11 protein-coding genes are annotated in these 12,614 nt (G+C 48.2%); 7 read left to right on the forward strand and 4 right to left on the reverse strand.

All coding sequences use genetic code 11. The features are described from left to right. Positions 1 to 1,283: 1,283 nt before the first annotated feature. The 4 genes from EJP87_RS08980 to EJP87_RS08995 all read left to right on the forward strand — a co-directional run bounded on the left by EJP87_RS08980 (position 1,284) and on the right by EJP87_RS08995 (position 5,348). Positions 1,284 to 2,048: a hypothetical protein gene (locus EJP87_RS08980; protein WP_130471530.1), complete on the forward strand. Its 765-nt coding sequence runs from the start codon at positions 1,284 to 1,286 to the stop codon at positions 2,046 to 2,048. Positions 2,049 to 2,361: 313 nt separating this feature from the next. Further along, on the forward strand, positions 2,362 to 2,598 hold the full coding sequence (locus tag EJP87_RS08985; protein ID WP_130471531.1) for a hypothetical protein: 237 nt from the start codon (positions 2,362 to 2,364) through the stop codon (positions 2,596 to 2,598). A 509-nt stretch (positions 2,599 to 3,107) separates the two neighbouring features. Next, positions 3,108 to 3,953, forward strand: a complete 846-nt coding sequence (locus tag EJP87_RS08990) for a DUF4351 domain-containing protein (protein WP_130471532.1) — start codon at positions 3,108 to 3,110, stop codon at positions 3,951 to 3,953. Positions 3,954 to 4,664: 711 nt separating this feature from the next. After that, positions 4,665 to 5,348: a hypothetical protein gene (locus EJP87_RS08995; protein ID WP_130471533.1), complete on the forward strand. Its 684-nt coding sequence runs from the start codon at positions 4,665 to 4,667 to the stop codon at positions 5,346 to 5,348. Positions 5,349 to 5,678: 330 nt separating this feature from the next. Here EJP87_RS08995 and EJP87_RS09000 read toward each other — a convergent pair whose 3' ends face one another. After that, complete coding sequence (locus EJP87_RS09000; protein ID WP_130471534.1) at positions 5,679 to 6,368, reverse strand: cytochrome b/b6 domain-containing protein; 690 nt, start codon at positions 6,366 to 6,368, stop codon at positions 5,679 to 5,681. Further along, positions 6,346 to 6,792, reverse strand: coding sequence for a c-type cytochrome (locus tag EJP87_RS09005; RefSeq protein WP_193771255.1), 447 nt, complete (start codon positions 6,790 to 6,792; stop codon positions 6,346 to 6,348). The genes EJP87_RS09000 and EJP87_RS09005 overlap by 23 nt, the downstream gene beginning before the upstream one ends. Before the next feature lie 600 nt (positions 6,793 to 7,392). Here EJP87_RS09005 and EJP87_RS09010 point away from each other — a divergent pair. The 3 genes from EJP87_RS09010 to EJP87_RS09020 all read left to right on the forward strand — a co-directional run bounded on the left by EJP87_RS09010 (position 7,393) and on the right by EJP87_RS09020 (position 9,564). After that, the gene (locus EJP87_RS09010; protein WP_193771256.1) at positions 7,393 to 8,901 is read left to right on the forward strand and encodes a vWA domain-containing protein; all 1,509 of its coding nucleotides are present in this window, start codon (positions 7,393 to 7,395) and stop codon (positions 8,899 to 8,901) included. A gap of 152 nt (positions 8,902 to 9,053) precedes the next feature. Next, the gene (locus EJP87_RS09015) at positions 9,054 to 9,335 is read left to right on the forward strand and encodes a BrnT family toxin (RefSeq protein ID WP_130471537.1); all 282 of its coding nucleotides are present in this window, start codon (positions 9,054 to 9,056) and stop codon (positions 9,333 to 9,335) included. Further along, a complete protein-coding gene (locus EJP87_RS09020) occupies positions 9,307 to 9,564 on the forward strand; it encodes a BrnA antitoxin family protein (RefSeq protein ID WP_130471538.1) in 258 nt (85 codons plus the stop codon). Before EJP87_RS09015 ends, EJP87_RS09020 begins: the two co-directional genes overlap by 29 nt. A 141-nt stretch (positions 9,565 to 9,705) precedes the next feature. Here EJP87_RS09020 and EJP87_RS09025 read toward each other — a convergent pair whose 3' ends face one another. Together EJP87_RS09025 and EJP87_RS09030 are read right to left on the reverse strand one after the other, a co-directional pair. Further along, complete coding sequence (locus EJP87_RS09025) at positions 9,706 to 11,040, reverse strand: multiheme c-type cytochrome (protein WP_420886853.1); 1,335 nt, start codon at positions 11,038 to 11,040, stop codon at positions 9,706 to 9,708. Between the two features lie 416 nt (positions 11,041 to 11,456). Continuing rightward, positions 11,457 to 12,368: a SphA family protein gene (locus EJP87_RS09030; protein ID WP_130471540.1), complete on the reverse strand. Its 912-nt coding sequence runs from the start codon at positions 12,366 to 12,368 to the stop codon at positions 11,457 to 11,459. Positions 12,369 to 12,614 lie beyond the last annotated feature (246 nt).

The following is a 12,614-nucleotide window of genomic DNA, read 5'->3' on the forward strand; positions in this document are numbered from 1 at the left end:
TGGGCTGTTCATGGCCTACTCTATCCATTGCTGCGCATTTTGAGTTTATGCCCTGGTAACTATTCACCACCCAACACAACTGCGGGTCCAGGGAGGGCACCTCCCTGGCCGGGTCCAGGGATGGAATCCCTGGGATTTTGCTTTTAATCTTTTAATCTTTTAATCTTTTAATCTTTTAATCCTTTAATCCTTTAATCTTTTAATCTTTTAATCTTTTAATCTTTTAATCTTTTAATCTTTTGCTTTTGGCGCGCCTTTCAAAACAAGCCGACGCGCTTTTTGCGTCGGCGCAGCGCGCCTAATGGACGCAAGCTGTGCGGATTGGCGCGCATTTTTGCGCCAATCCGCACAGCATCCCCATGGGGGTAGAGCTGGCGAACCAGCACGAACCTGAATAGTTACATGCCCTGATTGTTTTTTGGATGGTTGTCGCAATCACTGCCAAGAGCTCCCTGGCAAGTGCGGGGGTATGATTTCCGCAAGGCAAGATTGCCGATCATAGTAAAGATTTTGTCGGTTTGGTCCAAGTGTTTGCGTAAAAAAATGCTTACGCATGCGCACTCGGCGCACAATTTTATGCCCCGCAGGGGCGCTTTCAGGGAGGGCGAAGAGCCAGTTGGCACAGTTTATGGTTTGTGGCCACAGCGCGGAAATGTGCCCATGTGCTTACTCTGCACAGTGCACCGTTTTTCGCCGGGCAAAATCATCCTCATGATGACAGTTTAGGTAAAAAGATTTATCTGTTTCATTTTGTATAACCTGTTCTGAACCAGGATTGTACACAATCATCTTATGCAAACAGGACATGTCTGCCTATCCTTGTTATTTATAATGCAATTTATTACGATAAATATCTTATTAACGAAATTTTGATGATGTTATAGTTATCAATAATTAAAAAAAGTTCCAACATCTGTTTTTTTTCTTTTTGTCTTTTTGTCTGTTTTGCTATTATGCCCGCCGATGAACATACTTTTGCGATGGTAGGCGACCTTTCTGCTTATAAGCTTTAGGTCTGCAGGTGTGCGTTTTTCATTGAGCCTGCTGGCGTCTCTGGCTCTGGCTGGTGTGTGCCCGCTTTGCCTGGAGAACAGTGCCAGTAACTGGTTGTGCAGAGAGTGTCTCTGCGCAGGCGTTGCACTATCGCGACGGGTATATTGACAAGTGTAGAGAAGAGTGTGTTGGGGGATCTGGTCAACTGTATTACCAACGGGTGCAAATTGCTGTTGCTGAGGCATGCGCACTTTAATCTGTAGTACTTAACCTGAGATAGAGAGGGAACAATGAATAAAATTAGCGTATTGAGCGCCATGTTGTCTGTTGTCGTATTGTCCGGGTGTGCATCCAAGGAGTTGCATCCAGTGAGAATCAATGAGCTAAACACTGATTCTGCCAGTTATGCGGTAAACAGAGATAATGATATTTTTAAAAAGCTTATCGTTGATTATAATAATTCTAATGACAAGCCTGGTGATAGTAGGCTTGCGAAAGAATTTTTGAAATCAGGCATTGCCACCGTTAATATAGTATGCAAAAGGTGGTTTGATAAAATGGGTGAAAAGGAGAGAAAAATTGATTATAACCAGTCTGTATTCAATTCGGTGAGCGATTTTGGTATAGGCTTGCTTAATCTTAGTAATCCATCCGCAGATTTGATGCTTGGTTTGTCTACTGGGAAGGGTACTATCAATACCATTTTGGATAAATATGAAGACTCATTTTTATTGGCACCTTCCTCTGTTGTAGTGCAAGAGAGAATCTCAGAAATGATGGCTAAAGCTGCAACTGAAATTGATAAGGATTCAGATAGTTTTGATTATTTGGGTGCCTATCAAACCTTGGTTAACTATGAGTCTCTCTGTTCCTACGGCAAGGCTAAGAGTATATTGGATAAAACTCTCTCCTCAGCCAACATAACAGTGAGTAAGAAAGCGCATACTCTTGGTGGAATGGTGTTTGCAATTGATATCACTGAACAGAAAAATGAGCAACAAGGGGCAAAAGAACAGAAAAAACCCGACAATGCAGCCCCAGAAGCCAAAAAGTGACCAGTAGAACTGGCCGACAGAGCAACACCCTGCCTGGCGATTAGAAGCCGGAGTATAGGACTCTGTATATGATTTCCTGGTGGTCGTTTTTGCAGGCAAGCTATTAGCTGATGCAGAAAAGGTGGTTGAATCTGTCATTGTGGAGTCACGAGACATAGATTGAATCAGGCAAATCTTGGAATGCCTTGCATGTTTTGATGTGGTTGATAAATGTGTAAGGTGTTCCAAGGTTTGCCACTGTTTTGTCTGGTAGTGGCCGGGAATTTTCTGTTATGCTTTATCAGAGGCTGGATTGTGCTGAAGGAGAAGTCCAATGCGCAGAGCACGCACTGTCGGCGCTTCTCCCTTCGAAAAACTTCAGAGCAAAGTGCGCACCCTGCCACCGCCCATTGCCAAAGAGGTGTTGAGCTTTATTGACTACCTGGAATATCGCCGTGGACGACTGGCAATCCCAGATGAGATGGCTCTGATGAGTGTCCAGGAAGAGGCGAGAGGCCATGTACTGGATAATCCAGAAGACGAGCTCTGGAATAATGTGCCAACCCGGTGATTTGGTAATGGTGCTCTTTCCTTTCTCCAGTCTGGAGGCTGCCAAGAGACCTCCTGTCCTTGTCTTGATCAAACTTGCTGAGGCGATATTTAAACAAAAATAACAAAAGCAATGTATTGAGATGTTTTTGCTGAATGCAAAGATGTAAAGCTGTCGCGCCATGGGGTAGGTTTGAGCTGCACAGGAAAATATTTTTGTTGGTATCTGTTTTTTGTTTTCATCCCGATGTTATTTTTGCTACCATCTTTTGCTTAAAGGGTGTGCTGTTGTGATACGATTTGGAATCTTCTCTCTCTGTGGTCCGTATGCTGGAGGATTGCAGTTATGTTCTTGCCGCTTTTGGTTGGCCAGTAGATGGTAGGTAGAGAGTTTGGCAGGCAAGGGGGGAATGAGAAATAATTTATTGATTTTATTTGTTGTTTGATCTGCTGGCGGGCAGAAGGATCCTGCTCTCTGTGTAAGGCACTTTGCAGAGGGATAGGTTGCGCAGAAGGTTACCTGGAAAGAGAATGGCGGAGCAACTGGATAGAAACAGATCGCAGTATGATACCACACTGAAGGATCTGTTCAGGGATCCGCCTCAGCGTTTGTTGCATCTGTTGTTTGGGTGTCATGCTGTTGAATCGTTACCAGTTGAGTTTTCCTCTACCCAGAAGCGCGTACCGGATCTGCTTTTATTGATGGCAGATGGTTCTCTTACCCATATTGAATTGCGCAGCAAATCTGAGGCGGTCAGTTGGCGAATGTTGATGTATTATGCTCTGATCAGGCAGCAGCATCCAGAAAGGTTGCTCAAGCAAAAGCTGTTGTATGTTGGGGAGGCGAAGTGGTGGTCGCAGGCGGGGATAGAGGAGGATCGGCTCACGTTCCGCTATGATGTGGTTGACATTCGCGATATGGACTGTCAGGAGTTGCTGGCCAGTTCTTTGTTGGAGGAAAATATACTGGCAATTTTGTGTCGGATGGCAGATGTGCACGAAACAATTCAGCATATTTTGTATCGAATCAGTGCGTTGCCAGATAAAGGTAGAGCGGATGCCCTGACCAGGCTGGTCATTTTGTCTCGCTTGCGTCGTTTGGAAACAGTAGTAAAACAGGAGGCTGAGAAAATGGCACTTACGTTCAACATAATGGAAAACGAAGTGTTGCGGCCGCTATTCTTGCAGGAAAGGGTGGATGGACGTCATGAAGGGGAAGCGGCAATTCTGACGCGCCAATTACAGCGCCGATTTGGTAACCTGCCTGTGTGGGCCAGTGAAAAGATTGCCAAGGCAGAGCCGTCGACTTTGGAGGAGTGGAGTTTACGCATATTGGATGCGACCACGATTGAAAGTGTTCTTGCGGATCCTTCGTGACAGCGTGAGAGCTATCTGTTGTTAGGAACAGTCTACGCCATTGATTGCGCGCGCAAGTGGTGAGGCTGTTGTTAAAGGAAAAGGTGTCTGGGAATCTGGGGTCACTATACATATCGGCATCTGGGAACGCCAACCACATTTCCAACGGGAAATGCTTTGGTGTCCAGTGCGCCGAGATGATAAAAGTGAGCTACTCCATGTTGTTGGAGTTTCCACAGGCAGGTAAACTGCAAGCCTCTGCAGAAAATGTGGTTGAATCTGTTTGTGTGGAGTCATGAGACATTGATTGAATCGGGCAAATTTTGGGATGCCTTATTTATTTTGATGCAGTTGATAAATGTGTAAGGTGTTTCCAGGTTTGATATATTAATACAATGGGTTGATGATAATGAACGCTGAAATTTATTATAAAATTCTACGGATTTTGATGAAATTGTTATATAAGGCAATAAGCTCACTTCCAAGTGAAACAGTTATTATGAGGGTACAAAAAAAGATAGACTTTTTTATCTGTTTGATAAATTTTATTCAGATAATATTGATGAAGAAAATTTCCCTGGTTGGGATCCTATTGAGCACTGGAGAAAGTGGTTTGATAAAACTGATGAGAGTACGTATCTATTAGTAGCGGTAGAAAAAACAAAATGGTTTGAGCGCCATAGAAGAATATTTGGTTTTATATATTTTGAGTTTTCATCTGATAGCAATCTATTGTTTATTCAATATTTATTTATTGGAAACAACGCCAGAGGAAGAGATGCAAAAAAGAAACTGATTAGTGCCGCGTTTGAAGAAGCACGACGCTTGCTTGAACGTCCAGTGGATGTCGTGTTTGAAATAGAAGGAGATAAATGGAATAATGGAAATGAGAATCAATATTTACGCGGTTGTATGGCAAGGGCAGTGCTTTTTGCAAGATATGTATATGCGTATGGAAATAATATAAGGCAGTTATCAAGTTTTTGTTTAATTTCAGTGCCGTTCTTTGCTCCTCCCATAAATCTAAGCGTTCAAGATGGAAAAGTCTATCCTTTTGGTATTTTTGCGTCGTATCGCAATCCTGTTATTTTGCACGAAGAAGCTAGTTATATAAATACACAAAGATATATTGATATTATAAACAACGTGGTTGGCAATTCATATGCCGAAGGACCTGGTTATGATAATAATTCACCTGATGGAATGCGTTATAATGAGTTAATAAATAGAACAATTGAAAAGAATATAGAGATTGCACAAAAATACAGCATTACAATAAATAAAAAACAGTATATCGAGGTGTATACTTTTGAACAGGAAGGTGATCTTTGGAGTAATAGACTGTATGTCAATACCAGTTTAGGAAGAAAGGACATTATGTCAGCTCTAAAAGAGATATGGAAGAAGAGGTGCTAAAAAAGTGGAAAAATATAGGAACACTAACTTTTTTAATTTTTGAAGTCGTAAATCGAGGTCTGCCATATCGAAATTTGGGGACGCTATGCAAATTTGGATAAATCAAGGAACCCCCAATCAATTTCCTATCCGCAGTCATTATAGAGCTATCCAGGCTTTCATCTCATCTAAGGGTAAGCGGAGAGCTCTCCGCTTACCCTTAGATCTCCCGACAATTGTGCTTTGGGAACCGTGCTGAGTTGGTGGCTGGGTTGGGCAATAAGGGGGCAATTTGTTGCTTGATCCAGCCTTCCAACGGTGCAGTAGTGCAGTGTTTCTGGATCGGGGTGGTCACCATTTCCAAAAGGCGATGCCCAGCCAGACCAGCAGGGCTGCCAGTGCCAGCATGGCCAGGGCCAAACCATGGCTGCGTGGGGTGATGGCTGGTGTGTTGGGGGGGAGTTGGGCGCGCTGTTTGCGCCCGGTGATCATCGGCAGGATCAGATTATCTCCTTTGCTCAGGTAGAGGGCAATCGCCCCTAGATGAAACATTACCAGCCCCAACAGCAGCAGAATACCCCAGCGGTGCAGCGTGGAGAGCAAGGCAACACTCCGCTCCGAAACCAGAAAGGCCAGCGGTCCCTTGACCAGTATATCGTCACTGGCAAACAACCCTGTCACCCCCTGCAAGGTCAGCACCGCCAGCATGGCCAGTACCGACCAGCCACCAGCCGGATTATGGCCAACCGAAAGCTGGTGTTCACCGCGCAAAGCCCCGCGCAGATAGGCGATGACAGCGCCCGGTCCGCACACAAAAGAGCTGAACCGGGCGGTGGAGGAGCCAACTATTCCCCATAAAATCCGAAACACCAGCAAAACCAGAAGGGCATAGCCGTTGATCATATGCCAGACCAACAGGCTATCTCCCCAGTTCCGGGAGAGCACAGCCGAGATCACCAGCAGAACCAACCCCCAGTGAAACAAACGGGTCGGCAGATCCCAGACCGCAACCCGATCATCACTCCTTGCGGAAGTCGTCATGGCAGGCCTTGCACTTTTCACCCATCGTTTTGAATGCTGTAACCATCACCTTTTTGTCGCTCCCAGAGGTGGCGGCTACCAGATCCTTGGCCGCTCCAACCGCATCCATCGCCCGCTGCTTGACCTTTTCAGGCTGGCTCCAGATCTCCGGCTTGGCCTTGGTTTCACCCTTGTCTGAGCCCGGCGGATAGGAGTTGCCCATGTGCATAAAGCTATCCAAAATCCCCTGAGCATGGAAAGAGAGATCTTGCGGCGCCTCAAAGCCCAGGAACAGGATCGATTTCATGGCAGTCATATGACCGGCCATCGTTTTGTAGATCCCCTGACGATGCACGATGGCCGGATTGGTCTCATCGGCCAACGCCGCCAGAGTGGTGCCAGCGGCCATACTGGCCAGAACAAGGGCAAGAATCGGTTTTTTCATCACAAACAAGCTCCTGATACAGAGTGAAAGGGTTGAACTGCTTTTTATCATACGCTATTGTGCTTCATTAATGAATTACAAATAATCGTCACTATTCATCCATCACCCAAAACAACTGCAGGTTAAGGGATGGCGCCTCCCTGGTGGAGCCCAGAGGCAAAGCTGCTGAGGTTTTGTTTTTTATTTTTGGCGCGATTTGCGCACCACGCGGAAGCGCTTTTTGCGTCGGCTTAAGCGCCTAATGGAGGTGCGCATTGGCGCGTTTTTTTGCGCCAATCCGCACAGCATCCCCATGGGGGTAGAGCTGGCTGGCGAGCCAGCACGAACCTGAATAGTTATAAATGGAGATTGTTTATGAAATATGACCTTAAATCCCTGGTGCGAGCTCCCCTGGTCGTCGTTGCTGTGCTGGTGTTGCTGGGGGGGATGCTGACTGCATGCGGTCACCAACCTACAGAAGCACTAAACTCTGCTGCTCGGTCATCCGTTCCGCAGCCTGGAGGGAGCTCCTCTATGCAATCTGGAGTCGATCAGGGAGCGCGGCCAGCGCCGCATCCTGCTCCATCTGCCAAGAGGTTCGCAGAAGCCCACGGTGCCCCTATGCTCTTTCCTGCCGTGCCAGCAAACCAGGATCGCTTTCCGCAAGTGGTAGCCAATGCGCTGAAGGTGGTCAAGGAGGAGCGGATCTCCACCTTTTCGGTGGATGTGGACACCGCCTCTTATGCCTTCCTGCGGCGGACAATCCACATGGGACAGCTTCCCCAAGCCGATGCCGTGCGCGTGGAGGAGTTGATCAACTATTTTGATTATGATTATCCCTTGCCCAAGAGTCTCAAACATCCCTTTCAGCCCACAGTGGCCCTCTTTCCCGCTCCCTGGAATGAGGAGAAAAAGTTGATGCTGGTGGGGATTAAAGGCTATGCCCCGCCTCCCCAAGAGCGCCCTCCGGCGCACCTGACCCTGTTGGTGGATGTGTCGGGATCCATGGCGCCAGAAAATCGTTTGCCCTTGCTGCGCACTGCTTTTTCCATGATGGTCAACCAGTTGCGCCCTGAGGATACAGTGGCTGTCGTGGTCTATGCCAGTGATGTGGGCATTCGCTTGCAACCTACGGCAGTGGCAGAAAAGGAGAAGATTTTAGAGGTGATCGACTCTTTGCAGGCTGGTGGTGCAACGGCGGGTGGATCAGGGATCCGCATGGCCTATGAGCTGGCTAAAAAAACCTTTAACCCCAAAGCGGTCAACCGGGTGATTTTGGCTACCGATGGTGATTTTAATGTGGGTATGACCTCCTTGCAGGAGCTGCAGGCATTTATTTCGGAACAGCGCAAGAGCGGCATCTATCTGTCGGTATTGGGGGTGGGATATGGCAACTATAACGATGCCTTGATGCAGTCTCTGGCGCAAAATGGCAACGGTGTGGCTGCCTATATCGACTCGCTGACAGAGGCCCGCCGGGTGTTGGTGGACAATCTGACTGCCAATCTTTTTCCCATTGCCAATGATGTCAAAATCCAGGTGGAGTTTAATCCGGCGCGGGTGAGCGAATATCGTCTTCTCGGCTATGAAACCCGTATGTTAAAGCGGGAGGATTTTAATAACGACAAGGTGGATGCTGGTGATGTGGGAGCGGGTCACTCGGTCACCGCCCTCTATGAACTGACCCTCACCGGCTCCAAAGGCAAACGGGCTGTTGAACCGTTGCGTTATGGCGAGGAGAGCAACGAGGCAGAGGAGAGTGTGACGGCAGCAACCGGGCAGGCACAAGCGGGCGGCAAGGGGGAAAAGAGCCGTACCAAAGCCCATGCCCAAGAATATGCTTTTCTCAAGATGCGCTATAAAACCCCTGGGGAGAGCAACAGCCAACTGCTGGAGCAGCCTATTACCGACAAGGTGGCTTTCAGCAATGATGATGAGATACCGGCGAATCATCGTTTTGCGGCGGCGGTAGCCGCTTTTGGGCTCAAGCTGCGCAACGATTCTCTGCTTGGTGACTTCAGCTATGCGCGCATTGTGGAGCAGGCGCAAAAGGGCAAGGGTGAGGATGGCAGTGGTTTGCGCGCTGAGTTTATCAATATGGTCAAAACGGTGCAGGCGAGGCAACGATAGCGGGAAAGAGTAGGGGGGAGGTCATACCTGATTCTCATCTTTGGCGATTGTGCATGTATTCAGGCTTTGCATGTGGTGATGGAGATTTTTCTTCTCATCTCTGCTGATATGAATATTTGACGCGGCGTTAAATTGTGCATACAATTTGCTCTATGAATATTACTTTTGATCCAGACAAGTCTATGAAGAACATCCGCGAACGCGGTATTTCCTTTGACGATGCAGTCCGGTTCGACTTCAAAACGGCTTTGTTTAGCGTGGATGACAGGCACGATTATGGTGAAAAAAGATATGTGGCTATTGGCTATCTTGACCATCGTTTACACGTTCTCTGCTTCGTGGAGACAGTGAACGGTATTCGGGTAATCAGTTTCCGCAAGGCCAATGCACGAGAGGTAAAGAGATATGGCAAACCGAAAACCATTGACGGATGACGACGGAGAAGTCAGGGAGTTGTTGCAAGACGATCTCCGTGTGTTTCACACAATAGACAGTTTACCGTCGGCATTGCAGCGCAAACTGCGTGGAGCGCAGAAATCACCTACCAAGGAAAGGATTACGATTCGTCTGTCGCGGAGCGTGGTGGATGCTTTTCGCGCCACGGGTAGTGGTTGGCAATCCCGCATCGATGATGTGCTTATGCAGTGGGTGCAATCGCAGTAATGTTGCTGTGCCGGCATGCAACGACTTTCCTGTGGCAATCGGGGGGATGGCGGGGGTTGTGCGAGAGATTTTGCCAATAAAAAAGCCGAGCCCATAAGGGCCCGGCTGGGTAGTCAAGAGTGTTGATGTCTGGCAAGCAGATCAATTTTTCTTGGTTTTTTCTGCTTCCTGGGCATGTTTTTCGCGCATCTCTTTGGCCATGTGGCGGATCTCTGTCAGATCACGCTGCATTTCGCTCCAACCATACCAGAGGGCATAGTCGGGGTTGGCATGGAAGGTTCCCTGGAAGGTGCGCATGCGGTGTTCCAGATGCATCACAAACAATTTTTGTTCGATCGGGGTGGGGGCATCATGGAAGGTGAGCAGATCCGGGAACGGATAGGAATACTCTTTCGGTTGGCGTAAAATGCCATCCTTGTACAAGCCAGCAATCTCGCGAATGGCTGCTGCCAGGAGGCGATCGGCCTCGCGGATCATCTTATCCCCTTTTTCCATCTCGCCACGGGCAAAGTTTTCTGAATGGCACTGTACACAGGCTTTTACCAGTTTGTCGCGCTCTGCATCAAAGCTCTCCTGGGTCAGGCGTGCCACATCGGCTGCTTTTACCGCTTCCAGACGTGCTGTCGGTTTGCCTTCTGGATCCAGTACACCAAGAGCCTGCAAAATGGTCACCTGATCTGCCGCCCACTCTTTATCCTCGGACAGTGGCAAACGTACCGCCAAAAATCCCCAGGGTGTGCGTACTTCATGGTTGCCTTTCTGCATATGGCAGGTTTGGCAGGTGGGAGCTGCGGCATTCGGTGAAATCACCTTGTTTTGTTTCAAAAGATGGCGCACCCCATGTTTGGAGGCCGAATACATCTCCCATTGCGGATGATCAAAACCCATATGGCAGGTTTGGCAGGCTTGGGGTTCCCGTGCTTCCGCTACAGAAAAGGTGTGGCGGGTATGGCAGGAGTCACAGGCTGCATGTCCATATTTGGAGCCGGCCTCCTTGAGTTTTTTCATCTCTTCTTCTGATTTTTCGCCGATCTTGTGACAGCCGCCACACCCTTTCTGGCCATCAATCATCGACATCGGTTGCCAGTGGATGGTCGGCATCGCTTTCATCACTGCCCAACCTGCTGCATGTTTACCTTTGCGATACTCTTCCACACGTTTGCTGTGGCATCCTGAGTCGGCACAGGTCTCTGGTGTGGGTTGTTTGGCTTTGGCCACATCATCTTTGCTCTGATGCTCTTCGCCGTGACAATCCGCACAACCCACTCCCCGTGGCCGATGTTTGGAAATAAACCAGTCGGAGACAATATTGGGTGTCTCCTGCGTGTGGCAGTCCAGACAGGCGACCGATTTGATCTCCTTGCTGGCTTTTGCTTCTGTTGTTTTTTCTTCCGCGCTTCCTGCCGTCATCCCATAGAAGAGTGCCGCCAGTCCCAGCATAATGTGTAATGCTATTTTACCTTTCATGGTTTTCATCCTTTACCGGTTACCAACCGTTTATTGAGCCACTGCTTTGGGTATGCACAGAATCAGAGAGCCTGATCTGTTGTGTAGGAGATGTTTGCTTTCGTCACATGCCAGCGCAAGGGGGGCAACAGGAAAGCCTGCTATCGGTTGCTGATAATTTGTCTGCGGCAATATGTTATATTTCTGGCTATACATGCGCAAGAAAAATGAGCAAACAATGCACAAATTTTTTTCCAGAAAGAGAGGAGGGCTATTGATTCATTTGCTGGATGGGGGGGGGGAGATTTATTGCTGGTAGATTTTGCATTTATTGGCAAATATCGGGGCATGCCTACTGGATAATAGCGAGTGCCAGGAGGGACAAAATGGGGGATGGCCAAGGAGAGGGTTTTCTGCCTTGGCCATCTTGATTGTGCGGCAAAAGTCTACTGCAATGGTTTGGTCAAGGTTATGGTGAGCATATTGCCTTCCGGGCGATCACGGCCACCAAATTCGCTGGTGCCACGGATGGAAACGACACTTTTGATGGCGGGGACAGTAATCAGCACTTCCGGGCCAATACCAAACACCCGATCATGCACGGTGGGGTTGACGGCATCGCGGCCGCTGTCATCGGTCATTTGCCATTGTCCATAACCGGCGATACCGACTTCAAAAATATCGTTTATTTTCTTGCCGATGCCTGCTTCAAAGTGGAAATCATCCCCTTTGTTCAGATCTCCTTCGTTGCGGTCGCCATGAATTTCGTAGCGGGACAACAGAGAGGCGGAGAGGGTTTTTTCTTTATCAAAATACCAGGTGCCGCCCAACGTATACATCATGGTATATTGGCCCAATCCGGGCGAGGAGGGATCAAAGCGGTTATAATCGCCTGTAGGCAGATAGACTCCCAGGGCGGTGGCGGCATCCCAGTTTTGTCCATGCCAGGAGAGTACCACGGGTTCAACCAGCACATCTCCGACACCAAAGGTGCTGAAATCGGTGGTGGTATTGTTAATTTTGAAGTTGGTATTGACCAGGGGAATGATCAGATCCATGCCATAATCGGCACCCAAAAACTTTTTGTCGGTGATCCAAATCAGACGGTTTACGGAAGCAAAGACATCCAAATTGAGATCGGCGGCCGATTTATTGCCGGATGTATCTTTCAGTGTGGTGGATTTATAAAATAAATTATACCACCGCCAATAGACGCCTGGCGGGGGGAGGCTGGCGGCTTTGATACCTTCCACCCCATTGACATAGTTGCCATCGGCATGGGCTGTGCTCATCATGGCGAGCAGGGAGGCCCCTAGGCAGAGTGACGAAAAAATCCGACCCATTCGATGCTTTATCACGATAATCTCCTTTTCAAAACAGCTTTATAGAATGAAAGGTGTGCAGACTGGGTTGCCTGTTGCTGAGTGAATCTATAGGAAGTGGAGTGTTTCGCCAAGGCTGTTTGTGATCTGGCTGAAATTACTGGGGCGGGCTGGGGGGAATGGTCAGGGCAATCGCATTTGAAAATCAGAAAACTATTATGGAGGTCCAGGAGGAGATTATCTCCTCCTGGTGGGTGCAGGGCAAAGCCCTGCTGGTAATGT

This window comes from Candidatus Magnetaquicoccus inordinatus (assembly GCF_004217665.1).
Lineage (GTDB): Bacteria > Pseudomonadota > Magnetococcia > Magnetococcales > Magnetaquicoccaceae > Magnetaquicoccus > Magnetaquicoccus inordinatus.

Bases quoted from the DNA above. Each gene is read 5' to 3' on its own strand.
- EJP87_RS09015 (WP_130471537.1), top strand. From the start codon at position 9,054: ATGAATATTACTTTTGATCCAGACAAGTCTATGAAGAACATCCGCGAA.
- EJP87_RS08985 (WP_130471531.1), top strand. From the start codon at position 2,362: ATGCGCAGAGCACGCACTGTCGGCGCTTCTCCCTTCGAAAAACTTCAG.
- EJP87_RS09020 (WP_130471538.1), top strand. From the start codon at position 9,307: ATGGCAAACCGAAAACCATTGACGGATGACGACGGAGAAGTCAGGGAG.
- EJP87_RS09010 (WP_193771256.1), top strand. From the start codon at position 7,393: ATGCTCTTTCCTGCCGTGCCAGCAAACCAGGATCGCTTTCCGCAAGTG.
- EJP87_RS09000 (WP_130471534.1), bottom strand. From the start codon at position 6,368: ATGACGACTTCCGCAAGGAGTGATGATCGGGTTGCGGTCTGGGATCTG.
- EJP87_RS08990 (WP_130471532.1), top strand. From the start codon at position 3,108: ATGGCGGAGCAACTGGATAGAAACAGATCGCAGTATGATACCACACTG.
- EJP87_RS09025 (WP_420886853.1), bottom strand. From the start codon at position 11,040: ATGAAAACCATGAAAGGTAAAATAGCATTACACATTATGCTGGGACTG.
- EJP87_RS09005 (WP_193771255.1), bottom strand. From the start codon at position 6,792: ATGAAAAAACCGATTCTTGCCCTTGTTCTGGCCAGTATGGCCGCTGGC.
- EJP87_RS08980 (WP_130471530.1), top strand. From the start codon at position 1,284: ATGAATAAAATTAGCGTATTGAGCGCCATGTTGTCTGTTGTCGTATTG.